Annotated in this window: 20 protein-coding genes and 2 pseudogenes; 8 read left to right on the plus strand and 14 right to left on the minus strand. The window is 64.1% G+C overall.

Annotation, left to right across the window (positions count from 1 at the left end; genetic code table 11):
* Window positions 1-60: 60 nt before the first annotated feature.
* Complete coding sequence (locus HV744_RS24365; RefSeq protein WP_175151948.1) at window positions 61-444, minus strand: nuclear transport factor 2 family protein; 384 nt, start codon at window positions 442-444, stop codon at window positions 61-63.
* A 43-nt stretch (window positions 445-487) separates the two neighbouring features.
* Window positions 488-1,051 (minus strand): annotated as a pseudogene (locus HV744_RS24370) (acyloxyacyl hydrolase).
* 362 nt (window positions 1,052-1,413) lie between these two features.
* Between HV744_RS24370 and rpoH the strand changes: the two are divergent.
* From rpoH to cydX, 5 genes are all read left to right on the plus strand, one after another.
* On the plus strand, window positions 1,414-2,349 hold the full coding sequence (gene rpoH, locus HV744_RS24375) for an RNA polymerase sigma factor RpoH (protein ID WP_175151949.1): 936 nt from the start codon (window positions 1,414-1,416) through the stop codon (window positions 2,347-2,349).
* 336 nt (window positions 2,350-2,685) lie between these two features.
* Window positions 2,686-2,946, plus strand: coding sequence for a cytochrome oxidase putative small subunit CydP (gene cydP / locus HV744_RS24380; protein WP_175151950.1), 261 nt, complete (start codon window positions 2,686-2,688; stop codon window positions 2,944-2,946).
* Window positions 2,936-4,531 carry a cytochrome ubiquinol oxidase subunit I gene (locus tag HV744_RS24385; RefSeq protein WP_175151951.1) on the plus strand — a complete coding sequence of 532 codons (1,596 nt, stop codon included), beginning with the start codon at window positions 2,936-2,938 and terminating at the stop codon, window positions 4,529-4,531. Before cydP ends, HV744_RS24385 begins: the two co-directional genes overlap by 11 nt.
* A 34-nt stretch (window positions 4,532-4,565) precedes the next feature.
* Complete coding sequence (gene cydB, locus HV744_RS24390; protein ID WP_175151952.1) at window positions 4,566-5,702, plus strand: cytochrome d ubiquinol oxidase subunit II; 1,137 nt, start codon at window positions 4,566-4,568, stop codon at window positions 5,700-5,702.
* Window positions 5,703-5,730: 28 nt separating this feature from the next.
* On the plus strand, window positions 5,731-5,847 hold the full coding sequence (gene cydX, locus HV744_RS24395) for a cytochrome bd-I oxidase subunit CydX (protein ID WP_175151953.1): 117 nt from the start codon (window positions 5,731-5,733) through the stop codon (window positions 5,845-5,847).
* Between the two features lie 129 nt (window positions 5,848-5,976).
* Here the strand turns inward: cydX and nagE are convergent, their stop codons facing one another.
* From nagE to HV744_RS24420, 5 genes are all read right to left on the minus strand, one after another.
* The gene (gene nagE, locus HV744_RS24400; protein WP_175151954.1) at window positions 5,977-7,749 is read right to left on the minus strand and encodes an N-acetylglucosamine-specific PTS transporter subunit IIBC; all 1,773 of its coding nucleotides are present in this window, start codon (window positions 7,747-7,749) and stop codon (window positions 5,977-5,979) included.
* A gap of 110 nt (window positions 7,750-7,859) precedes the next feature.
* Window positions 7,860-10,424 carry a phosphoenolpyruvate--protein phosphotransferase gene (ptsP, locus tag HV744_RS24405; protein ID WP_175151955.1) on the minus strand — a complete coding sequence of 855 codons (2,565 nt, stop codon included), beginning with the start codon at window positions 10,422-10,424 and terminating at the stop codon, window positions 7,860-7,862.
* Between the two features lie 38 nt (window positions 10,425-10,462).
* Window positions 10,463-11,470, minus strand: a complete 1,008-nt coding sequence (locus tag HV744_RS24410; RefSeq protein WP_175151990.1) for an SIS domain-containing protein — start codon at window positions 11,468-11,470, stop codon at window positions 10,463-10,465.
* Entirely contained in the window at window positions 11,463-12,566 is a 1,104-nt protein-coding gene (nagA, locus tag HV744_RS24415) for an N-acetylglucosamine-6-phosphate deacetylase (protein ID WP_175151956.1), read from the minus strand. The genes HV744_RS24410 and nagA overlap by 8 nt, the downstream gene beginning before the upstream one ends.
* A gap of 90 nt (window positions 12,567-12,656) precedes the next feature.
* On the minus strand, window positions 12,657-13,391 hold the full coding sequence (locus HV744_RS24420) for a GntR family transcriptional regulator (RefSeq protein ID WP_175151957.1): 735 nt from the start codon (window positions 13,389-13,391) through the stop codon (window positions 12,657-12,659).
* A gap of 374 nt (window positions 13,392-13,765) precedes the next feature.
* Between HV744_RS24420 and HV744_RS24425 the strand changes: the two genes are divergently transcribed.
* A complete protein-coding gene (locus HV744_RS24425) occupies window positions 13,766-14,692 on the plus strand; it encodes a bifunctional helix-turn-helix transcriptional regulator/GNAT family N-acetyltransferase (RefSeq protein WP_175151958.1) in 927 nt (308 codons plus the stop codon).
* Window positions 14,693-14,743: 51 nt separating this feature from the next.
* On the opposite strand, the gene HV744_RS24430 is transcribed toward HV744_RS24425, so the two are convergent.
* Both HV744_RS24430 and HV744_RS24435 read right to left on the minus strand, forming a co-directional pair.
* Window positions 14,744-15,556: a MetQ/NlpA family ABC transporter substrate-binding protein gene (locus HV744_RS24430; RefSeq protein WP_175151959.1), complete on the minus strand. Its 813-nt coding sequence runs from the start codon at window positions 15,554-15,556 to the stop codon at window positions 14,744-14,746.
* A 233-nt stretch (window positions 15,557-15,789) separates the two neighbouring features.
* Window positions 15,790-17,607 (minus strand): methyl-accepting chemotaxis protein, encoded by a 1,818-nt coding sequence (locus HV744_RS24435; RefSeq protein WP_175151960.1) that lies wholly within the window; start codon window positions 17,605-17,607, stop codon window positions 15,790-15,792.
* Between the two features lie 136 nt (window positions 17,608-17,743).
* Here HV744_RS24435 and HV744_RS24440 point away from each other — a divergent pair.
* A pseudogene (locus HV744_RS24440) lies at window positions 17,744-17,926 on the plus strand (YciI family protein); the annotation flags it as partial.
* Window positions 17,927-18,006: 80 nt separating this feature from the next.
* Here HV744_RS24440 and HV744_RS24445 read toward each other — a convergent pair.
* The 5 genes from HV744_RS24445 to HV744_RS24465 all read right to left on the minus strand — a co-directional run bounded on the left by HV744_RS24445 (window position 18,007) and on the right by HV744_RS24465 (window position 22,152).
* Window positions 18,007-18,624, minus strand: coding sequence for an SCO family protein (locus HV744_RS24445; protein WP_175151961.1), 618 nt, complete (start codon window positions 18,622-18,624; stop codon window positions 18,007-18,009).
* Between the two features lie 4 nt (window positions 18,625-18,628).
* On the minus strand, window positions 18,629-19,534 hold the full coding sequence (gene cyoE, locus HV744_RS24450; RefSeq protein WP_175151962.1) for a heme o synthase: 906 nt from the start codon (window positions 19,532-19,534) through the stop codon (window positions 18,629-18,631).
* Between the two features lie 6 nt (window positions 19,535-19,540).
* The gene (locus HV744_RS24455; protein ID WP_175151963.1) at window positions 19,541-20,650 is read right to left on the minus strand and encodes a COX15/CtaA family protein; all 1,110 of its coding nucleotides are present in this window, start codon (window positions 20,648-20,650) and stop codon (window positions 19,541-19,543) included.
* A gap of 24 nt (window positions 20,651-20,674) precedes the next feature.
* Window positions 20,675-21,337 carry an SCO family protein gene (locus tag HV744_RS24460; RefSeq protein ID WP_175151964.1) on the minus strand — a complete coding sequence of 221 codons (663 nt, stop codon included), beginning with the start codon at window positions 21,335-21,337 and terminating at the stop codon, window positions 20,675-20,677.
* Between the two features lie 98 nt (window positions 21,338-21,435).
* Window positions 21,436-22,152, minus strand: a complete 717-nt coding sequence (locus HV744_RS24465) for an SURF1 family protein (protein ID WP_175151965.1) — start codon at window positions 22,150-22,152, stop codon at window positions 21,436-21,438.
* A gap of 111 nt (window positions 22,153-22,263) precedes the next feature.
* On the opposite strand from HV744_RS24465, the gene HV744_RS24470 reads away from it, so the two are divergent.
* Window positions 22,264-22,473 carry a twin transmembrane helix small protein gene (locus HV744_RS24470; RefSeq protein WP_007179452.1) on the plus strand — a complete coding sequence of 70 codons (210 nt, stop codon included), beginning with the start codon at window positions 22,264-22,266 and terminating at the stop codon, window positions 22,471-22,473.
* Window positions 22,474-22,597: the final 124 nt, after the last annotated feature.

A 22,597-nucleotide genomic window follows, 5' to 3' on the forward strand; every position in this document is an offset into this window, starting at 1 on the left:
CTCATGCAGCCGGCGCGCTCACGACGCGCAACCGGCCAGACAGAGGGGGCTCAAAAGGGCTCACTCGATCGCGCAACGTGTCGCCTGCCACGCAATCAGGCGCCATTGACCGTCTTCCTGCGTATGAATCGCCGTGTAGGCAATCGGAAACAGCAGCGCGCCGTTATTCGCTTCCATCTCGATCAGCGCGCGGCCGGTGACGACGCACGTTTCCCGTCCAACCGGCAGCACTTCCTGCGACTGCACCTCGATCTGCCGATAGCGGCGGCGCCCTCCAGTAATCCCGTCGATGAACTGCTGCTTCGTTTCGCGCTTGCCGTTCGTGTGGACATAGCTCACGTTGTCCGCGAGCAGCATGTCGAGCGATTGCCCGTCGCCGTCGACCATCGCACGAAAGCGTTCTCGCTCGAGCCCGCGAATCGCTTCGATTATCTTTGCCGCCATTGCTCAGCCCCTCGCACCGGTGAGCCGAACGCGGCCTCGGTCATCAGAAGTTATATTGCAAATATAGCTGGCTGAAATTTATACCAGGATTGGGCTCTTTGATACCGCCGTTGGAAATATGCTGGAAGCGGTAGCCCGCGAGGTACTGCTGGCGGCTGCCGAACTGCGCGCCGAGGCCCGCCATGTTGGCGAACTGAAACGCGGTGCTGAGCGTGAAGGTCGAAGAAATCCGGGGGCTCGACAGCAGCCGGATGCCCGCGCCTACTTCGACGAAGGGGCGGATCGAACCCGCTGCCTTGATGAAGCGGATAACCGGCGTCACGCCGATCTCGCCGATGTCGTTGTGCACGTTCCCTTCGTTGGTTTGCCACCAGGCCGCGTGCGTTTCGCCGATCAGCGAAAAATGCCAGTCGCCGATGTGCCATCATGTCAGACCCGGATCCCAGGCCACGCAGAGATCGAACTTCTTGATGTGGAGGTCGCCCAAGCCGCCGGCCACCTGCACGCCAAACTGGTCAGCCGAGGCCAACCCGGAAGCCCCCGATAACAGGGCAGCCAACGCGCCTCTTAGCGCCAGACCACGCAAAACGTCCTTTTTGTTGTCCATCTGGCACCCGAGCCCGCTTAACGTTGAATGATGCGTAACTGTTTTGCTGATTTCAATACAATCTTCGCAGGATGAGTGCGTATCAATATGACGCCACTTTCGCAATTAGTCACTTCATATTCGAAAAATATCGGCCATTTATAAGAGCAAAGGCGCTCTGCCGGCTAAATTCTACGACCTGCGCGCGGCATCCAAAAGAGGCGTACGATGGCTATGGAAATCTGAATTTCAATAGCAATTTGTGGAACTTGGATGCCCCTACATCCTCTAAGTATTAGCACTCGACAAATCAGAGTGCTAACATCCAACGCTGGAGTCGTTTACTGAGTACGCTTTTGTCTGATTCCAAAGGAGTTTCCTACGTGAGCCATGCAATGACCCTTCGGAGTACTTTGAGCCCGTCGTCGGCTAAGGCCGCTTCGGCAGGTGCACTGGCGCTCTCGCATTCCTCGCTGCTGCCCGGTCAACTGGGCAATATCGACGCCTACATCCAGGCCGTTAATCGGATTCCGATGCTGACGCCGGCGGAAGAACGCCAGTTCGCCACCGAATTTCGCGAGCAGGACAATCTCCAGTCCGCGCGCCGTCTCGTCCTGTCGCACCTGCGGCTGGTCGTATCGATCGCGCGCAACTATCTGGGTTATGGACTGCCGCACGCCGACCTGATCCAGGAAGGCAATATCGGCCTGATGAAGGCCGTGAAGCGCTTCGATCCCGAGCAGAACGTGCGCCTCGTGTCGTACGCAATGCACTGGATCAAGGCCGAGATCCATGAATACATTCTGCGCAACTGGCGGATGGTGAAGGTCGCCACCACCAAGGCGCAGCGCAAGCTGTTCTTCAACCTGCGCAGCCACAAGCAGGGGCTGGGCGCGTTCACGCAGGACGAGATCGACGGTCTCGCCAAGGAACTGAACGTCAAGCGCGAAGAAGTCGCCGAAATGGAAACGCGCTTGTCCGGCGGCGACATCGCGCTGGAAGGCCAGGTCGAGGACGGTGAAGAGTCGTACGCGCCGATCGCCTATCTGGCCGATTCGCATAGCGAGCCGACCGCCGTGCTGGCTTCGCGTCAGCGCGACAAGCTGCAAAGCGACGGTATCGCCAGTGCGCTGGATGCGCTGGACGCCCGCAGCCGCCGCATCATCGAGGCCCGCTGGTTGAAGGTGGAAGACGACGGTTCGGGTGGCTCGACGCTGCACGAACTGGCCGACGAATTCGGCGTCTCCGCCGAACGTATCCGGCAGATCGAAGCGAGCGCAATGAAGAAGATGCGCGGCGCACTGATCGAATATGCGTAAGGCCTGAAAGCCGTCAGCATGCCGGTTCGCCCGGCACGTGCTACCCGGCGCAAAGCCCCGCCCTCGTAAGACGGCGGGGCTTTTTTTGCCCGCGCGGCGGCGCGTTCGCGCATGCCCACCTCCGCTTAACAAGATACAAGGCCGCCACACCTTTCTTGACGTATCACAAACCAGATAGCAATACTGGATCAACGCGGCGAGTTTCGCGACCCAATGCCGCACTGCCGAATCAATGTGCGCGGGGTTCCGCTCCTAAAATCGGGATGCACTCGCCAGACCGCCTGAGCGGCCTGGATCCAGCCGGATTCACCGGTGTGAAGTCGCTTTCGACCGATCATGACCATAGCCCTCAATCGCAATACCACCCTCCGGTCGCGCTGGCGCAAGCGGCTCACCAGGTGGGTGCGCGGTCCGACGCTGGCGCGGGATATCGCCATCGTCCTCACCATCAAATTCGCACTGTTGATGGTGCTCAAATTCACATTCTTCAATCATCCGCAGGCGGAGCATATGTCGCTGCCGCCTGAACAAGTCGCGCAGGCGCTGTTGTCCGCGCCTGCCTCGCATCCGTCTCAAGGTGATCAACATGCCCGTTAGCGAAGTCGTAGAACTGTCGCGCTTTCAGTTCGCCATCACGGCGCTCTATCACTTTCTGTTCGTGCCGCTCACGCTCGGCCTCGCATGGTTGCTCGTCATCATGGAGTCCGTCTATGTGATGACCGGCAAACAGATCTACAAGGACATGACCCAGTTTTGGGGCAAGCTGTTCGGCATTAATTTTGCGATGGGCGTCACCACCGGTCTCACGCTGGAATTCCAGTTCGGCACCAACTGGGCGTACTACTCGCATTACGTCGGCGACATTTTCGGCGTGCCGCTCGCCGTTGAAGGTCTGATGGCCTTCTTCCTCGAGTCGACCTTCGTCGGCCTGTTCTTCTTCGGCTGGAACCGGCTCTCGAAAGTGCAGCACCTGATCGTCACGTTCCTCGTCGCGCTCGGCTCGAACCTGTCGGCGCTGTGGATTCTGGTGGCCAACGGCTGGATGAACAATCCGGTCGGCGCCGTCTTCAACTACCAGACCATGCGCATGGAACTCGACAGCATCTTCTCCGTGCTGTTCAATCCGGTCGCGCAGGTGAAGTTCGTGCACACCGTATCAGCCGGTTACGTGACGGCCGCGATGTTCGTGCTCGGCGTGTCGTCGTGGTATCTGTTGAAGCGCCGCGATACCGAGTTCGCGCTGCGCTCGTTTGCGATTGCCGCGGGTTTCGGTCTGGCGTCGACGTTGTGCGTGATCGTGCTCGGCGATGAATCCGGCTATCGCACCGGCGAAGTTCAGCAGGTGAAGCTGGCCGCGATCGAATCCGAATGGGAAACCGCACCGGCCCCGGCCCCGTTCACGATCTTCGGCATTCCGAACCAGGCGGAACAGCGCACCGACTACGCGATCCGGGTTCCATACGCACTCGGCATCATCGCCACGCGCTCGATCAGTGAGCCGGTGGTCGGTCTGAGAGACCTGATGGCGCGCAACGAAGCGCGCATCAAGAACGGCATGCTGGCCTACGCCGCGCTGCAAAAGTTGAAGCAAGGTGACGCAACCGACGAAGCCCGCGCCGCCTTCGAAGCCCACAAGGACGATCTCGGCTACGGCCTGATGCTCAAGCAGTTCACCGCGAACGTCACCGACGCCACGCCGGATCAGATCGCCCAGGCGGCCAAGCGGACGATTCCGCCGGTCGCGCCGCTGTTCTTCTCGTTTCGCCTGATGGTCGGCCTCGGCCTGCTGTTCCTCGCGACTTTCGTGCTGGCGTTCTGGTTCTGCGCGCAACGCTCGCTCTTGCTGGAGAAGCGCCGCTGGTTCCTGCGCTGGGCCGTGTGGGCGATTCCGTTGCCCTGGCTCGCGGCCGAATTCGGCTGGATCGTCGCTGAAATGGGCCGTCAACCGTGGAGCATCGCCGGCATTCTGCCGACCAACCTGGCCGCGTCGAATCTGACGCCTCGTGATCTGTATCTGAGTATCGCCGGCTTCGTGCTGTTCTACACGGTACTGTTCATCATCGAAATCATGTTGATGTTCAAGTACGCGCGGCTTGGCCCTTCGTCGCTGCACACGGGCCGTTACCACCACGAAGTGGAGCAGCAGTTGCAACAGCCGCTGTCGACCAACCCGGCAGCATGATTCGCCGCCACTCTGTTCCAAGGGAAAGATCATCATGGATTACGCAACCCTCAAACTGATCTGGTGGGCGTTGATCGGCGTGCTGCTGATCGGCTTCGCGCTCACCGACGGCTTCGACATGGGCGCGGCGATTCTGCTGCCCTTCATCGGCAAGAACGACGCCGAGCGGCGCATCGTCGTGAACACGGTCGGCGCGACGTGGGAAGGCAATCAGGTCTGGTTCGTCACCGCAGGCGGCGCGATGTTCGCCGCGTGGCCGCTGGCCTACGCGGCATCGTTCTCCGGCTTCTACTTCGCAATGCTGCTGGTGTTGTTCGCGCTGTTTTTCCGGCCGGTCGGCTTCGACTACCGCAGCAAACGTGAAGACCCGCGCTGGCGCAATGCGTGGGACTGGGGCTTGTTCGTCGGCGGCTTCGTGCCGGCGCTGGTGTTCGGCGTGGCGTTCGGCAACCTGCTGCAAGGCGTGCCGTTCTCGTTCGACACCGATCTGCGCGTCACATATCACGGCGGCTTCTTCGGTCTGCTCAACCCGTTTGCGCTGTTGTGCGGCCTCGTCAGCGTATCGATGCTGGCTGCGCACGGCGCCGCCTTCGTCAAGATGAAGACGGATGGCGTGATCGCCCAGCGCGCGTCGCGGGCGCTGCGGATCGCGTCGCTCAGCGGCGTGGTGCTGTTCCTGGTGGCCGGCGCACTGGTCGCCACGATGATCGGCGGCTATCAGATCGTCGACGCGCCGCCGCTCGACGCGGTCGCCAATCCGTTGCTCAAGACCGTGATCGGCGCACCCGGCTTGTGGCTGACCAACTACTCGCTGTTTCCGTGGATGGTGATCGCGCCCGTGGCCGGCCTCGCCGGCGGCGTGCTGGCCGTGTTGCTCGCGCGCTCGCGCTTCGAGAAGAGCGCGTTTCTGTCGACCGGGCTGATGATCATCGGCGTGATCCTGACCGCGGGCTTTTCGATGTTCCCGTTCATCATGCCCTCGTCGCTCGACGGCCGCAGCAGCCTGACCATGTGGGATTCGACTTCGAGCCGCCTGACGCTGGAGATCATGCTGATCGCCGTGATCATCTTCCTGCCGCTCATCCTGCTGTACACGAGCTGGGTGTATCGCGTGATGCGCGGCAAGGTGACCTCCGCGGCGCTCAAAGAGAATCACCATTCGATGTATTGATCGACACTACGCTTAACAGGAGTTTGTGATGTGGTATTTCAGTTGGGTGCTCGGTATCGGCGTCGCGTTGGCGTTCGGCATCATCAATGTGATGTGGCTCGAATCAAGCCGGCCGGCGGAAGCGGCAAAGCCCAAGACGCGCTAACGCAGCACGCGCCGGCAGCATGCCGGTAAACGTAAAGCGGCACCTTGAATCAAGGTGCCGCTTTTTTATTGCCGCATTCCTGAATGCGCAGGAAGCGCAGAGCGCTTCCCTGGCAGCCCTGCATGCGCGTTATGCAGGCAAAGGCGTTGCGCCGCCGCTTTCCGACATCCGCGTCGCCAGCCTCGCGGCATAGCGCTGCGCAGCCTCGCCGACGACGATATGGAACGTGTCGCCGGAGACCCATGCGGTGTCGAGCGTTGCCAGACGCGGACGATCGACCGCCGACGGATCGCGCACGACGATACGCAGACGCGTCGACGCCACCGGATCCAGCGACACCACGTTGCCCGCGCCACCGAACACGGCGAGCCAGCGCAGCGGATCCGGATCGAGCGGGCCGCCGTGAGTATCCGTGGCAACCGGCGCCGGCGCGGCAGCAGCAGCCGGAGACGCAGCCGCCACCGGCTTCACCGCATCGCCGCCGCCCTGCGCGATCACCGTGCGCATCTCATCCGCGATGATGTCCGCTTCCGGTCCGATGATCACCTGCACGTTGGTCGCACCGCGCTTGAGCACGCCACGCGCGCCAATCGACTTCAGTTCGCTCTCGGAGACCTTGTTCGAATCGACCACCGACAGACGCAGACGCGTCGTGCACGCATCCACCACCGTCAGATTCGACGCGCCGCCGAGCGCCGCGATATAGCGCTGTGCGCGCGGTACAGCCGCACCGGCTGCCGGCGCCACGAAACCGCCCGCCGTGAACGAATCGACCTGCTCGTCGGCGGCAGCGGGTTCGCGGCCCGGCGTCGCCATGTTGAATTTGCGGATGAAGAAGCGGAACAGCCCGTAGTACACCACCGAGTACACGATGCCGACCGGAATCGCCCACCAGCCCTTGGTCGACAGACCGAAGTTCAGCACATAGTCGATGAAACCGGCGGAGAAGGTAAAGCCGAGGTGAATGCCGAGCGCCGAACAGATCGCCAGCGACAACCCCGTCAGCAACGCGTGGATCGCATACAGCAGCGGAGCGAGGAACATGAAGCTGAATTCGATCGGCTCGGTCACGCCGGTCAGAAACGACGTCAGCGCCATCGAGAACAGCAGGCCGCCGACCACCGCGCGGCGCTCCTTCGGCGCTTCATGGAACATCGCCAGACACGCGGCCGGCAGGCCGAACATCATGACCGGGAAGAAGCCCGTCATGAATGTGCCCGCAGTCGGGTCGCCCGCGAAGAAGCGATGCAGGTCGCCCGTCACCGCGACGCCGCCCGGCGGCGTGAAGGTGCCGAACACGAACCACGTCAACGAATTGAGGATGTGATGCAAACCCGTGACGAGCAGCAGACGGTTCAGCACGCCGAACACGAATGCGCCAAACGCGCCCGCGGTGGTCAGCCAGTGGCCCGCCGTATCGATCACGGCCTGCACCGGCTGCCACACGTAGCCGAACGCAATGCCGAGCGCGAGACAGACCACCCCCGTGGCAATCGGCACGAAGCGTTTCCCTCCGAAGAACGCGAGGTAGTCAGGCAGCTTGATGTCCTTGTACCGGTTGTACAGCAAGCCCGCGACGATACCCGCCACGATCCCGGACAACACGCCCATGTTGAGCTTGTCGTTGATGTCCTTCATCACCGCGGTCTGGACCAGATAACCGATCGCACCCGCGAGGCCCGCCACGCCATTGTTGTCTTTCGCGAAACCAACCGCCACGCCGATCGCGAACAGGAGCGGCAGGTTGTCGAAGATCGCGCCGCCGGCGTCGGCGATCATCTTGATGTTGAACACATCGGGCTGGCCAAGCCGCAGCAGCAGGCCGGCAACCGGCAGCACTGCGATCGGCAGCATCAGCGCGCGTCCCAGGCGCTGAATCTTCAGAAACGGATTCCCATCCATTGATATCTCCAATCTTTGTCTCGTGGTCGAACGTCGTCGTTGAGTTTTGTCGCTATACGTACTGACTGCGCGTAATGACTGAGCGAAGCTGGTTGTGGACCGTGTGAGGTTCAGTCCAAAGGCCAGGTTTCGCGGCTTGCTGCTCTTACCGCCTGCGCCGATTCCAGCGCCAGGGCATCCTGGGCGCGTTGGCGGCACAGCTGATAATCGAGGTTGCGTACCCGCGCCTTGATGCCCGGCACCGACACCGGGTCCACCGACAGCTCGGTCACGCCAAGGCCGACGAGCAGCGGCATCGCGAGCGGATCGCCCGCCAGCGCACCGCACACGCCGACCCATTTGCCATGCTTGTCCGCGCCTTGCACGGTGGCCGCGATCAGGCGCAAGACGGCCGGGTGCAAGCCATCGGCTTGCGCGGCGAGGTCGGCCTGGCAGCGGTCCATCGCGAGCGTATATTGCGTCAGATCGTTGGTGCCGATCGACAGGAAGTCCGCGTGCCGCGCGAGTTGATCGGCCAGCAGCGCCGCCGACGGCACTTCGATCATCACGCCGACTTCGATCGGCTCGGTGCGGCCCGACTCGCGGGCGAATTCATCGATACGCTTGCGGATGCGGATCAGCTCGCCGACGTCGGTGACCATCGGCAGCAGGATGCGCACGGCGCCGAGCGGCTGCACCGCGAGCAGGCCGCGCAACTGATCGTCGAGCAGATCGGGGCGTACCTGGGCGAGGCGAATGCCGCGCAGGCCGAGCGCCGGATTCGGTTCGGGCGGCAGCGTCAGATAATCGACTTCCTTGTCCGCGCCGACATCCAGCGTGCGGATGATCGCGGTGCGGCCGCTCAACGCATCGACAATCGCCTGATAGCTCTGCCGATGTTCGTCGGTGGTTGGCGCAGCGGGGCGATGAATGAACAGCAGTTCGGTGCGCAGCAGGCCGACGGAATCGGCGCCGTTCTCGACGGCGGTTTTCGCGTCGTCGAGCGTGGCGATGTTCGCGGCCACTTCAATCGCGCGGCCATCGGACGTCACCGCTGCCTGCTGCGAAGTGCGGCGGTTTGCTTCGCGCACATCGGCGAGGCGGCTGCGCTCCCGCCGCGCACGTTCGACATCGAGCTCGGTCGGCGCGAATTCGAGGCGGCCGGTGCTGGCATTCACCACCACTTGCGTGCCTGGCTCGATCGCATGCAACGCGTCGCCGACCGCCACCAGCGCGGGAATGCCCGCCTGGCGCGCGAGAATCGCCGCGTGCGAGGTCGCGCCGCCGCGCGCCATCACCAGCGCGGTAACCCGCGAGCGATCCAGCGAAGACAGATCAGACGGCGTGAACTCTTCAGCCGCGAGCACGGCTTCTTCCGGCAGCATGCGCGCCGCGGCGTTCGTATAACCGAGCGCGCGCAGCACACGCTTGTCGATGTCGCGCAGATCGGCGGCACGTTCCGCGAGCAGCGCATCTTCGATTTTGCTAAGGATTCCGATCTGTGCGCGGATCGCTTCACGCCATGCAAAGCCAGCACTCTTGCCGAGGCTGATCAGATCGCGCGCGGCGTCGAGCAGCGTCGGATCTTCCAGCAGCACGCGATGCACCGCGAAAATCCCCGCTTCGCCGACCGCGCCGCGTTGCGACGCATCGCGCACGGTCGTGTCGAGGTCGGCATCGACGCTGGCGATCGCCTTGTCGAGCAGGCGGCTCTCCGCAGCGGACGTGCCGCTCGCCTGTTCCGGCGGATCGACGTCCGCGTCGTCCCAGCGCACCAGCTTGCCGACCGCGACGCCCGGCGCCGCGCAGACACCGGCGAGCGTATTCGGCGCGAGCGGTTCGCCCGCCGGGCGCGACACCGTTTGCGGCGCCGGCGAACTTTGCCGCGCCGGTTTTTCTTCGACTTCGCCGTGCGCTTCGCGTGTCAGTTCGTGAGCGATCGCGTCGACTGCGGCTTTCGCTTGCGGACCGACGCCGAGCAACTCGACGGTCGCACCTTCACCCGCGCCGAGGCCGAGCAGACCGACCACGCTTTCGATCGCCGCCTTGCGCCCTTCATAGCGCACTTCGACGTGCGCATCGAAACCGCGCGCCGCTTCCCGCGCACGCGCCGCGGGGCGCGCATGCAGACCGCCCGCATGAACCAGCGTGACCTGCTGACGAGCTTCTTCGGTCACGTTCGTCGCGCTCGCCTCACGCGCGGCGTCGGCTGCCGCGCCGGCGCGAGCGCGCAGGATCAGCAGCGGCGTTTCACCCGCCTTCAACAAACCGTGTTGCGCACGCTCGACGATTTCGAACGCATCCGAATTGGCAATCGCGATCACCGACACGAGACTCGGCGCATTCAACGCGATCTGATCCTGATCGAACTCGATCAGCACGTCGCCGGCGCGCACGTGTACGCCCTGCTCGACCATCGGCGCGAAACCTTTGCCGTTCAGCTCGACCGTGTCGATACCGATGTGCAGCAAAATCTCCGCACCTTCGGCGGTCGCCAGCGTGAGCGCGTGACCGGTGCGCGCCAGATGGGTAACGGTGCCGTCGCACGGCGCGACGAGTCGCCCCTCGAGCGGATCGACGCCAATGCCGTCGCCGAACATGCCGCCCGAAAACACCGGGTCGGGCACCTTCGCGAGCGGCACGACCGGACCGGTCAGCGGCGCAAGCAAAACAATATGGCCTTCAGAATGGCTCATCAAGCGGGACTCCTCGACACGTCGCATCTGATTTCTCGTCAGTGAGTTTCGGTGACTTTGTTGAGATGGCGCGGCGCATCGGGATTGCGCCCGCGCGCGGCGGCAAGGCCGGCGGCCATCACGTAAAAGGACAGGATGGCGGAGATCGGATCGAGCGCCGCATGAGCGGTGGCGGCAAGCGGCAACGTCGCTTCCGGCACGTCGTCCGGTGCGGCGAGCAGCACGCGCGCGCCGCGCGCCTGCATGTCGCGCGCGAGTTGCAGCAGGCCGGCCTGTTCCGGTCCGCGCGGGGCGAACACCAGCAGCGGATAGTCGCGGTCGATCAGTTCCATCGGACCGTGGCGCACTTCCGCGCTCGAAAACGCTTCGGCCTGAATGCCGGAGGTTTCCTTGAGCTTCAGCGCGGCTTCCTGCGCGATCGCGAGACCCAGACCGCGGCCGATCACGATCATGCGCTCGATGCCGCGCAGTTCGTCGACGGCCTTCGACCAGTCGAGCTTGCCCGCGCTTTGCAACGCGTCGGGCAGCGTGTTCAGCGCGCCGAGCAGGTCGGCGTCGTTCTGCCAGTGCGCGACCAGTTGCGCGGAAATCGACAGCATCGCGATATAGCTCTTGGTGGCCGCGACGCTGAGTTCCGGACCGGCGACGAGCGGCAGATGCCATTCGCACGCATCGGCCAAAGGCGAGCTCGGCGCGTTCACGGCGGCAACGGTCAGCGCGCCCGCGTTACGCAGCGCTGCCATCGTGCCGACCAGATCCGGGCTCTTGCCCGATTGCGAGAACGCCAGCGCGAGCTGATCGCGCACCTGCAGCGGCGCCTGTTGCAGCGTCGCGACCGACATCGGCAGCGACGCAACCGGCACGCCGAGGCGGCTCATCGTCAGGCTCGCGAAGTAACTCGCCGCATGGTCCGAGCTGCCGCGCGCGACCGTCAGCGCGACATGGCGCGGCTGCGTGGCGAGCTGCGCCGCGAGGGCCTTGACGCGCGAGGTGTCCGTGAGTTGCGCGGCGACCGTTTCAGCGGACGCCAGCGCCTCTTTAAGCATATTCGACAATTGCTTCTCCTTCGACGTAAGTCGCGGTCAACGCCAGTTCACGATCGAACACGACCACGTCGGCCCAGGCGCCGCGCGCGATACGGCCGCGGTCCTCGATGCCGAGATAGTCGGCGGCATAGCGCGACAAACGGTTTGATACATCGGCGATCGGCAGGCCGATCGAGACGAGATTGCGCAGCGCCTGATCCATCGTCAGGGTGCTGCCGGCGAGCGTGCCGTCGGCGAGACGCACGCCGCCCAGGCACTTCGTCACGTGCTGGCTGCCGAGGCGGTATTCGCCGTCGGGCATGCCGGTGGCCGAGGTGCTGTCCGTCACCACGTACAGGCGCGGAATCGCGCGCAACGCGGCGCGGATCGCGCCCGGATGAACGTGCAGCAAGTCGGGAATGATTTCGGCGAACTCGGCGTGCGCGAGCGCCGCGCCGACCAGTCCAGGATTGCGGTGATGCAGCGGCGACATCGCGTTGAACAGATGCGTGAAGCCGCAGGCGCCGTGCTTGAGCGCGGCGACGGCGTCGTCGTAGGTGCCGAGCGAATGGCCGAGTTGCACGCGCACGCCGCGCGCCGCCATCGCGGAGATGATCTCCATATGGCCGGCGATTTCCGGCGCCAGCGTGACCACGCGGATCGGCGCGATCGACAGATACTTCAGCACTTCGCCCATCACCGCCGAGACAGCCGCGTCCGGTTGCGCGCCGAGCTTGCCGGGGTTGATGTACGGTCCTTCCAGATGCACGCCGAGCACGCGTGCGCCGCCTGGCGTGCGCACCTTGGCGTTGTTGCCCAGCCCGGCGACCACCTTCATCAGTTCATCGCGCGGCGCGGTCATCGTGGTGGCGAGCAGACTGGTCGTGCCGTAGCGCGCATGCGTGCGGGCGATGACTTCGATTGCGTCGCCGCCTTCCATCACGTCGGAACCGCCGCCGCCGTGCACGTGCAGATCGATGAAGCCGGGCAGGATGTACGGCGCGTCGTTCGTCGACGGATCGACGCGTTCGCCGATGAGCGCCGTGATGCGGCCGTTTTCGTATTCGAGCGTGCCGTGAATCCACCCATCGGTGGTGAGTATGTTTCCGTTCAGCATGATTCTCTCTGGTGAGGCTTGATACGGGTGTGACTGAATTGCGCTCGCCGTATTTGACGGCCGGCCGCGCGGGCCGCTCAGTTACGCAACTCAGGTGCGCAATTCAGCGACGAAGTCGTAGTAGTCATCGCGGCAATAGGTGTCGGTCAATTCGATTGCGCGCTGGTCGGCGCTATAGCCGATACGGGTAATGACCAGCAGCGCCGTGCGCGGTTCGATGTCCATCAACGCGGCGATCTCGCTCGACGCGTTGACCGCCCGAAAGTGCTGCAACGCGCGCACGACGGCGGCGCCACGTTGCTCCAGATAGCTGTACAGCGACACGCCGATCGCCTGCGGGTCGGGCACGATCGCCGCCGGCAGCGCCGAATGCTCGACCGCCATGACGATGCCGTCCGCGCGCCGCAGCCGCCGCAGACTGGCGACCGCCGCGCCGGGCGACAGCCCGAGGTGCACCAGCTCGTCCCGGTTGGCGGCGCGGATAGTGCGCTCGAGCCACACCGAGTCCGGCCGGAACCCGCGCTGCTGCATCTTCTTCGTGAAACCGGTGAGCCGCGACAGCGGATCTTCGACGCGCGGCGTAATGAAGCTGCCCGCGCCCCGCGCGCGCCGGATCAAGCCCTGCTCGACCAGCAGCTCGATCGCCTTGCGCGCAGTGATGCGCGACACGCCGATCGCGTCCGACAGCGTGCGCTCCGAAGGCAGCGCTTCACCCGCCGACCACACGCCGCAATGGATCGCCGTCGCCAGATTGCGCGCGAGCTGCAAATAGAGCGGCGTGACGTTGCGGGCGTCAGGCATCAGTGCGGACCAGCGAGTTTCCATGGGGCTCCGGCGGCCGCCGCGAATAGGTCGGCCTACGAAAAATGAGAGCCCATTATATAACCAACATAATACCAGTCAACCAACTGGTTCCATGCTGGTATGACGAGCCGCAAAGCCTTGCTGGATAAGGCTCCGAAGGGCTCGAGAGGGCTTCTGGGAGGGCGTTTGCACGATAAGGATTTACCCGTATTCGAGCCCGTCGGCGGATACCTGTGCGGCCCTCGCCGGATCCCGTCGCGGCCGGAGCCATGGTTGCTGATCGATACCTTTTTAATACCAGCTCGGTGCGCGCGTGGCCGGCGTGGCTTTGTTAACGACAGGCGTTCAAATATAGTGCGGGATACAAGCCATAGAAATTCCCCGGGGAGCAGCACTTGACTGATTCCGAGGCGCGCAGGCGCGCTCAGGCCGTCCGCCATTTCAACCGCTTCTATACCCAGCACATTGGCGCACTGCATGAGCATCTGACGAGGAGCGCGTTCTCGCTGACGGAGGTCCGCGTGCTGCACGAGCTTTCCCGCGAACGTGCGCAGACGGCGTCGGTGCTCGGGCGCTCCCTCGGTCTCGACAGCGGCTATCTCAGCCGGCTGCTGACCAGTTTCGAACGACGCGATCTGATTACGCGCCGCCCGTCCGACCTGGATGCGCGCCAGTCGCTGATCGCGCTCACCGATCACGGCCACGCGGCCTACGCGCCGCTCGATGCCGCCGCCATCGAAGAAGTGTCGGCGCTGCTCGGCAGCCTCACGGCGCTCTCGCAGGAACAGCTGATTACCGCAATGAAGCTCATCGAGCGGCTGCTCGGCGACAAACCGAAGCACGATCTCGTGACACTCCGGCAGCCGCGCGCCGGTGAGTGCGGCTGGCTCGTGCATCGGCAGGCGCAGTGGTTCGCCGCGGAATACGGCTGGGATCAATCGTTCGAGGGATTGCTGGCGCGAGTCGTCGCCGATTACACGCAGCGCAACGATCCGCTGCGCGAGATGTGCTGGGTCGCCGAGCAGGAGGGGATGGTGGTCGGCTCGGTGTGCATCGTCGGCGTGTCGACGACGGTGGCGGGCGTGCGCTTACTGTGGGTCGAGCCGGATGTGCAGCGCCTCGGCATCGGCACGCAATTGCTCAGCGAATGCGTGCGGTTCGCGCGACGCGCGGGTTATACGAAGCTCACGCTGACGACCGCCAGCATGCTCGCACAACCGCGGCGGCTATGCGAGCGCGCCGGCTTCAGGCTCGCCGGCACGGCGGCAGAGCGCCGCTTCGGCAAGGATCTGATCATCGAAAGATGGGAACTGGAGTTGTAGAGGCAGGCCCGGCGCGGACGTGGCAGCACGCGCCTGCCCGGCACTCGTCGCTTAGAACGACGGCACCATCGAACCCTTGAACTGGGTCTTGATGAACTGGCGCACGTCTTCCGACTGATAGGCCGCGACCAGCTTCTTGACCCACGGCTTGTCCTTGTCCTGCGCGCGCACCGCGATCAGGTTCGCATACGGGCTATGGATGTCTTCCAGCGCGATCGCATCTTTGGTCGGCTGCAGGCCGGCGGCCAGCGCGAAGTTCGTGTTGATCACGGCCGCGTCGACATCCGACAGCGAACGCGGCAGTTGGGCAGCGTCGAGTTCGACGAACTTGATCTTCTTCGGATTCTCAGCGATGTCGAGCGGCGTGGCGTTATTGCCGCCCGTGCCCGCACCGGCCTTCAGCTTGATCAGGCCTTGCGACTGCAGCAACAGCAGCGCACGGTTTTCGTTCGACGGATCGTTCGGCACCGCGACCTTCGCGCCCGGCTGCAGATCCTTCAGCGACTTCAGCTTCTTCGAATAGACGCCGAGCGGCGAGATGTACGTGAGACCGGCATTGACGAGCTTGTAGCCGCGTTGCTTGATCTGGCTATCGAGGTACGGCTGGTGCTGGAAGCTGTTCGCGTCGAGATCGCCTGCGTCGAGCGCGGCGTTCGGCTGCACGTAGTCGTTGAATTCGACGACCTTCACGTTCAGGCCTTCGCGCTTCGCCACCTTGGTGACGACTTCCCAGATTTGCGCATCCGGGCCGCCGATGGTGCCGACCTTGATCACTTTGTCGTCGGCGTGCGCGCCGAAGCTGGTCAGGATCGCCGCGCCGGCGATCACTGCGGAGAGGGCTTTGAGGAGGTTTCTGCGCTGCATGTAATTCTCGCTGTTTCTAATCGACTGTTTCTAACCGATTCTCTGATCGGTGTCAGACTCGGGTGGAAGCCGGCGGCGGCATTTACTGATGCGAGCGCGCCGCCAACCAAACCCGCGATGGTCTCATAGGCACGGCAAGATGGGAAATATCACGATCGCATATGGGTATGCGCATGAACGGCGCGGGACCGGACCGCGTGCGCGGAAAACCGGGCACGCGCGTGGCAAGGTGGTTAGAAGGTGGTCCAGTCGTTGTCGGTGGCGGTCGCGGTGGTTGTTGTGGTGGTCGACCTTGCCGCGTCGGCAGACGTGCGCGCCGGCGCGGGCCTCGCGCTCGCAGTTGCTCCAGCCGATGCGGACGATGCCGATGCCCGCGCGGACAACTGCGGCTCCGCTCGTGCGGACACCTTGCCCTGGGCCGCCGCGCCGCCGTCCGGTGTTGCAGCCGGAAGCCCCGCTGGCGCCACGCCACGCGCGGCACCCGCAACAGCGCGTTCAGCCGGGCCCGCGGCACCGTTCACTCGAAACGCGCTGACTGTGTCGCGCAAACGCCCCGCCTGATCCTGCAACGAGGCCGCCGCGGCCGCCGCCTGTTCGACCAGCGCGGCGTTCTGCTGCGTCACTTCGTCCATCTGCGTGACCGCGCGGCCGACCTGCGAGATGCCGCTGCTCTGCTCCTCGGACGCGGCCGCAATTTCGCCCATGATGTCGGTCACGCGCTGCACTGCCTGCAGAATCTCGCCCATCGTCGCGCCGGCCTGCTGGACCAGCGTCGAACCATTGTGCACGCGCTCGACCGACGCGCCGATCAACTGCTTGATCTCCTTGGCCGCCGTTCCCGAACGCTGCGCGAGACTGCGCACCTCGCCCGCGACGACCGCGAAACCGCGCCCCTGCTCGCCGGCGCGTGCCGCCTCCACCGCCGCGTTCAACGCGAGAATGTTGGTCTGGAAAGCGATCCCTTCGATCACGCCGATGATGTCCGCAATCTGCCGCGAGCTATCGTTGATCTCGCCCATCGTGCCGATCACGCGGCTCACCACGTCGTTGCCGCGGGTCGCGATGTCGGACGCGTTGTGCGCAAGCCCGCTCGCCTGGCGCGCGTTGTCGGCGTTCTGCTTGACCGTCGCGGTCAGCTGTTCCATGCTCGCGGCGGTCTCCTGCAACGACGCCGCCTGCTGCTCGGTACGCTGCGACAGATCGCCATTGCCGGCGGCGATCTGCTGCGTCGCCGACGCGATCGATTCCGCCGAGCGCCGGATCTCCCCGATCGTCCGCTGCAAACGGTTCTGCATTTCATTCATCGCGGCCATCATGCTGGTCGTGTCCTGCGCACGAACCTCGACCGCTTGCGTCAGATCGCCCTGCGCGATACTCGCCGCGAGCCGCGCCGCCTGATCCGGTTCGCCGCCGAGACTCGCGCGCACGTTGCGAATGATCAGCACCATCGCCAGCGAGATGACCGCGCCGATGACCAGCACCACGACGAGGTGGCCCAGCAGCGTTTCGTAGTACACCGTGTCGATGTCCTTGATGAACACGCCGCTCGTGATGTTCCAGTCCCACGGCGCGAAACGCACCACGTAACTGATTTTCGGCACCGCCGTTTCGCTGTGCGGCAGACGTCCGCGATACTGCGCGAAACCGCGCCCGCTTGCCTTGGCCGCGTCGACGATCGCCACGTACAGGAGCTTGCCGTCCGGATCCCTGAAGTCGCCGACCGGCTTGCCGGTCATTTGCGGCAGCGTTGGATGCATCAGCACGACCGGCTTCGAATCCATCACGAACAGATAGCCGGCTTCGCCGTAGCGCATGGTGGCAAGACGTGCGAGCGCTTCGCGCTGGGCGTCGGCCTCGCTCATCTTGCCGCTCTGCGACAGCGCGTAGTAACCGCTCACGACACCTTGCGCCGCCTCGACGAGGTTCACCATGCCCGACTTGCGCTCGGCCAGCATCGTGCTGCGCGTTTCGACCGCGCTCCACAGCCCGACGCCGAGCAGCCCCAGCCATACGAGCGCGAGCGACAGCCATAGTTTGCGATTCAGACTCATCCTGCTCATTGTTGTGGTCTCTCTGGTGTGATTCGTCTTCTGTCTGCGGCGCGAGCGTGTGGCGTCGCGATGGGCGAAAACGATTGCCATAGATATATCGGCATGCGAGGCGGCCAACTTGAGAGACCCGGACCCGGCGAGGAAACCGGTTGTGTTGCGAGGCAGCGGCATCATCCTGGCGGTGCGCATCGAGCGCGAGAAGCTGGATCAGATCCTCGCCAGCGACCCGTTCGCCGAGCAGAAACTCGCGCGTTACGAGGTGACGGAGTTCAAGACGACGCGTCTCGCGCCGGGGTTGAATTTGCCGATGCTGGCTTGAGGGTTGGGTTACAGCGAGGGGATTGAAAATGGGCTCGTGATTGGATCACGCGCCCATGGGTATTTTTCTGCGTATCAGTATCAGTCGAGCAGCAGTTTGATATCGTGCACCCACGGCGTAGCGCCCTGGCCATCACGCGCGAACAGACGCAGCTTGCCTTGCGTGTCGAACACGTAGCTCGCCGCAGTGTGATCCATCGTGTAGCTGTCGGGCGTCTTGCCCGGCACCTTCGCGTAGTAGATGCGGAAGTCTTTCGCGAGCTTGACGAGTTGCGCGTCATCGGCAGGACGCAAGCCGACGAAGGTCGGGTTGAACGCCGGCACGTACTGCGCGAGCAATTGCGGCGTGTCGCGCTCGGGGTCGACGGTGACGAACAGCACCTGCACACGCCTGGCGTCTTCCGGGCCGAGTTGCTGCAACGCTTGCGAGAGCTCGGCCATCGTGGTCGGGCAGACGTCCGGGCAATGCGTGTAGCCGAAAAACAGCACCACCACTTTGCCCTTGTAGTCCGCCATCGTGCGGATTTTGCCGGACGTGTCGGGCAGCGAAAAGTCGCTCGCGAATTGGGTATTGCCGGTGATGTCAAGATTCGTGAACGCCGGCGGCTGCTTGCCGCAGCCCGCTACCAGCACTGCGCCGCCCAGCGCGCAAGCGATCACAGCAGCACGCGCCGCGCGCGCGAAGCGGTTTTTGAACATGGTATTACGCGCCGATCACGACGCGCGCATAGTGGTCGATCAGCAGCGCGGCGAACAGCAGCGACAGATAGACGATCGAGTAACGGAAGGTTCTGCGCGCCAGATCGTCCGAGTAGTCCCGATAGATCTTCCACGCATACGCGAGAAACACGGCGCCCAGCAGCACTGCGGCGCCCAGGTACACTACACCGCTCATGCCGGAGACGAACGGCATCAGCGTGACCGCGAACAGGATCACCGTGTACAGCAGGATATGCAGGCGCGTGTACTTTTCGCCGTGCGTGTTCGGCAGCATCGGCAGGCCGGCGTTTTCGTAGTCTTTGCGGCGATACAGCGCGAGCGCCCAGAAATGCGGCGGCGTCCACACGAAGATGATCAGCACCAGAATCCATGCGTCACCCGGCACGTGGCCAGTGACCGCAGCCCAGCCGAGCGCCGGTGGCATCGCGCCCGACGCGCCGCCGATCACGATGTTCTGCGGCGTAGCCGGCTTGAGCAGCAGCGTGTAGATGACCGCATAACCGACGAACGTGGCCAGCGTGAGCCACATGGTCAGCGGATTGGCGAACGCGTAGAGCGTCCACATGCCGAGGCCGCCGAGCACGGCCGAAAACAGCAGAATCTGCGAGGTGGTGATCTCGCCGCGCGCGGACGGCCGCCACGAAGTGCGGCGCATCTTCGCGTCGATTTTCTGTTCGACGAGGCAATTGATGGCGAATGCGGCACCGGCCAGCAGCCAGATGCCGACGGTGCCGCCGATCAGCACCGTCCACGGCACCATGCCGGGCGTCGCCAGGAACATGCCGATGACAGCGCAGAACACGGCGAGTTGCGTGACGCGCGGCTTCGTCAGGGCGACGTACTGGGAGACCCGGCTACCGGGAGTTTGGGAGAGTGTTGTGCTGTCCATGTGGAGTCACGCTGGCGCGGCATCGCCCGCAGGGAGCACGGCGCGGCCGGGACGGCTATAAGCGATCCGAAAGTTTAACATAACGAGCAAAAGCAGCAGGATCGCGGCCCCGCCGTTATGCGCGACCGCAATCGGCAACGGCCACTGCAGGACGATGTTCGACAGCCCCGTGATGAACTGGATCAGCACCACCAGCAGCACGCCGTTCGCCGGGCGCCGCAGCGACTCGAAGCGGCGCAGTTTCAGCGCGAACCACAGCAGATAGGCGATCACCACGAACGCAAACGTGCGATGCGTCCAGTGAATCGCCACCAGCGCGTCCTGGGTAATCATGTCGCCGTCGCCGGTCATGCCGAGCGCGCGCCACAGGTGGAAGCCGTGCGCGAAGTCCATCGGCGGAATCCACTGGCCGTTGCAGGTCGGGAAGTCGGTGCACGCGAGCACCGCATAGTTCGTGCTGACCCAGCCGCCCAATGCGATTTGCGCGACCAGCAGCGCCAGACCCGCCAGCGCCGCCGCGCGCCTGCGCGCGGCTTCGGGCTCGTACGCGGGCAACGGCGTGAGCCGCGCGGCCAGCCAGCCGAGCGTGCCGAGCAGCGCGAGGCCGAGCAGCAGATGCGTCGTCACGATGATCGGCTGCAGCTTCATCGTCACGGTCCACGCGCCGAACGCGCCTTGCACCAGGATCAGCAGCAGCAGCGACGTCGGCCACCACGGCGACACATGCAGCGGACGGCGCTTGATGCGCGCCGTCCACGCAATGATCGTCTGCGCGATGATCAGCACGCCGATCGCCATCGCGAAGTAACGGTGGATCATTTCGATCCAGGCCTTCGTCATGCTGACCGGCCCGGTGGGCATTGCCTGATGCGCGGCCGAAATCGCCGCGTGCGCGATGAACGGCGACGAGGTGCCGTAGCAGCCCGGCCAGTCCGGACAGCCGAGCCCGGAATCGGTGAGACGCGTGAAGCCGCCGAACATCGCCAGATCGAGCGTCAGGAAGGTGGTCAGCCAGACCAGCTTGCGGAATTTGTTGTCGTCGGCCTTGACCCACACGTAAGACAGCGGCAACAACGCGATACACAAGCCGATCAGGGCCAGTTGCAGTACAAACATCTTTTTCTTACCCTGGTTGCGGCTTCAGCCGATGCTCGACCATTTGAGCAGCTTGGTCACGTCGCCCTTGATCTTGCTGGGGTTCGGATCTTTCGGGAAACGCATCATCAGATTGCCGTTCGGATCGATCATGTAGATGTGGTCGGTAACCTGGGTGCCTGTGTCGGCGGGCAGCCATGCGGACACCTGCGCCGGATCGGCGATCAGCATGTTGGTGTCGGGATAGGCGGTTTGTATCACGTCGGCGACCTTGCCCGTATCGGTGCGCAGCCACACTTCCACGACGCGCTCGCGTTCCGGGCCTTGGGCTGCGCGGATCTGCCGCATGAAGTAGAGCTTCGTGACGCACGCTTTGTCGCACGCGCTGTTGTCGACCGAGATCAGCAGCCAGTGGCCGCGCAGCGTGGCGAACTTGAGCGGCTTGCCGTCCTCGCCCGTGACCACGAGCGAGTCGGGAATCGGCCGTTGCGGGTCGACCAGTGTGCCGTAGCTCGTGCTGCCGCCGGTCGGCTTGACCACGTAGTACATGAAATACGACACGGCGATAGGCGCAGCGCAGATGATCGCCAGCAGCAGCAGGATCCAGCGGCCGCGCTGCCACGAACCTTTGCCATTGGGTTGACCGGGCATCGGTTTCGAAGCGGCGGGTTTGCCGGCTTGCGGCGAACGGGGAGATTGCGTCGACACTACAGGACCTCTTTCAATGATTGCGCGGCTTGCCGGTTCTTTGCCGGACCGGCAAGCCGCATGTGCTGCGTCACGCGTGGCGCGCGTGCTCTTTCCCACTACGCGCCGGGCGCGTGCTGTTTCCTCGCGGCGCGGCGCGCGGCATACAGGCCGAACACCAAGGCCGCGGCTGCCATGCCCCACCACTGGAACATGTAGCCGTAGTTGCGCTCGACGCCGCTGGTCGGCGCAGGCCAATCGCGGACCAGTTTGTCGCCGTCGTCGCTCAATTGCTGAATCACGAACGATTGCAGCGGCAGCCCGGTTTCCGCTGCATACGCGGCGGTATCCAGATTCTGACGGATCAGCTGGTGCGTAGCCGAGCCACCCTGCCCCAGCTCGAAGGCGCGCGACGCGTCGGCCCGCGCGATCCCTTCGATCTCGATCTCGCCTTGCGGCGTCGTGTACGGCGCGATGGTCTCGCGACTGCTCATGTTGCGCGGCAGCCAGCCGCGATTGACCAGCACGTAGCCGCCGTCAGCCAGCTTAAAAGGCATCACGACGTAAAAGCCCGGCTGATCGTTATACGGCCGATTATCCAGGTACACGATCTTGTCCGCGACGAAACTGCCGCGCGCCTTCACGCGATGAAATTCGATGTCCTTCAGTTCGACCGGCGCGGCGCTCACAGGCTGCGCGGGCGCGTTTTCGAATTGCGTGATGTGCGCTTCGAGCGCTTCCTTCTGATGCGCGCGGTCGCGCTGCCAGAAACCGAGCCGCACCGTCACGACGACCACCAGCAGAATCAGCAGCGCGGGAATCAGGCGAATCTTCATTGGATGTGCTCCAGCACCGCTAGCGGCGCCCTCTGGAACCCACGGCAAACGCCTGCGCGCGGTGCGATAATAAACCTCCTGCTTCTGCGCTTCCTGGTTTCAGCTGGTTCCATGCACATTCTCGTTCCCATCGCCTTCGTCCTGATCATCGCCAGCATGGTGTCGGCGCTGTATTTCATGATGCATGACAAGGGCAAAACCAAGCGGATGGTCTGGTCGCTCGCCACGCGGGTGGGCCTGTCGATCTCGCTGTTCCTGTTCATCCTGTTCGCACACTGGATGGGTTGGATTCAGTCGACCGGTATTCCTTACGGGCGTTGAGTCCGGCGGAACAATCCTCGCACTGCCAAACAAAACGCCGCCCTGACAGGGTCGAGGGCGGCGCTGCTTGTGTGCCTGCATACTGCTCGTGCGCCCCGCCCCGAAGGACGTCGCGCGAACGGCC

Source organism: Paraburkholderia ultramafica, from assembly GCF_902859915.1.
Lineage (GTDB): Bacteria > Pseudomonadota > Gammaproteobacteria > Burkholderiales > Burkholderiaceae > Paraburkholderia > Paraburkholderia ultramafica.

Coding starts and splice junctions, on each gene's coding strand:
- HV744_RS24365 (WP_175151948.1), bottom strand. CDS start 444: ATGGCGGCAAAGATAATCGAAGCGATTCGCGGGCTCGAGCGAGAACGC.
- cydP (WP_175151950.1), top strand. CDS start 2,686: ATGACCATAGCCCTCAATCGCAATACCACCCTCCGGTCGCGCTGGCGC.
- HV744_RS24385 (WP_175151951.1), top strand. CDS start 2,936: ATGCCCGTTAGCGAAGTCGTAGAACTGTCGCGCTTTCAGTTCGCCATC.
- cydB (WP_175151952.1), top strand. CDS start 4,566: ATGGATTACGCAACCCTCAAACTGATCTGGTGGGCGTTGATCGGCGTG.
- cydX (WP_175151953.1), top strand. CDS start 5,731: ATGTGGTATTTCAGTTGGGTGCTCGGTATCGGCGTCGCGTTGGCGTTC.
- nagE (WP_175151954.1), bottom strand. CDS start 7,749: ATGGATGGGAATCCGTTTCTGAAGATTCAGCGCCTGGGACGCGCGCTG.
- ptsP (WP_175151955.1), bottom strand. CDS start 10,424: ATGAGCCATTCTGAAGGCCATATTGTTTTGCTTGCGCCGCTGACCGGT.
- HV744_RS24410 (WP_175151990.1), bottom strand. CDS start 11,470: ATGCTTAAAGAGGCGCTGGCGTCCGCTGAAACGGTCGCCGCGCAACTC.
- nagA (WP_175151956.1), bottom strand. CDS start 12,566: ATGCTGAACGGAAACATACTCACCACCGATGGGTGGATTCACGGCACG.
- HV744_RS24420 (WP_175151957.1), bottom strand. CDS start 13,391: ATGGAAACTCGCTGGTCCGCACTGATGCCTGACGCCCGCAACGTCACG.
- HV744_RS24430 (WP_175151959.1), bottom strand. CDS start 15,556: ATGCAGCGCAGAAACCTCCTCAAAGCCCTCTCCGCAGTGATCGCCGGC.
- HV744_RS24435 (WP_175151960.1), bottom strand. CDS start 17,607: ATGAGTCTGAATCGCAAACTATGGCTGTCGCTCGCGCTCGTATGGCTG.
- HV744_RS24445 (WP_175151961.1), bottom strand. CDS start 18,624: ATGTTCAAAAACCGCTTCGCGCGCGCGGCGCGTGCTGCTGTGATCGCT.
- cyoE (WP_175151962.1), bottom strand. CDS start 19,534: ATGGACAGCACAACACTCTCCCAAACTCCCGGTAGCCGGGTCTCCCAG.
- HV744_RS24455 (WP_175151963.1), bottom strand. CDS start 20,650: ATGTTTGTACTGCAACTGGCCCTGATCGGCTTGTGTATCGCGTTGTTG.
- HV744_RS24465 (WP_175151965.1), bottom strand. CDS start 22,152: ATGAAGATTCGCCTGATTCCCGCGCTGCTGATTCTGCTGGTGGTCGTC.
- HV744_RS24470 (WP_007179452.1), top strand. CDS start 22,264: ATGCACATTCTCGTTCCCATCGCCTTCGTCCTGATCATCGCCAGCATG.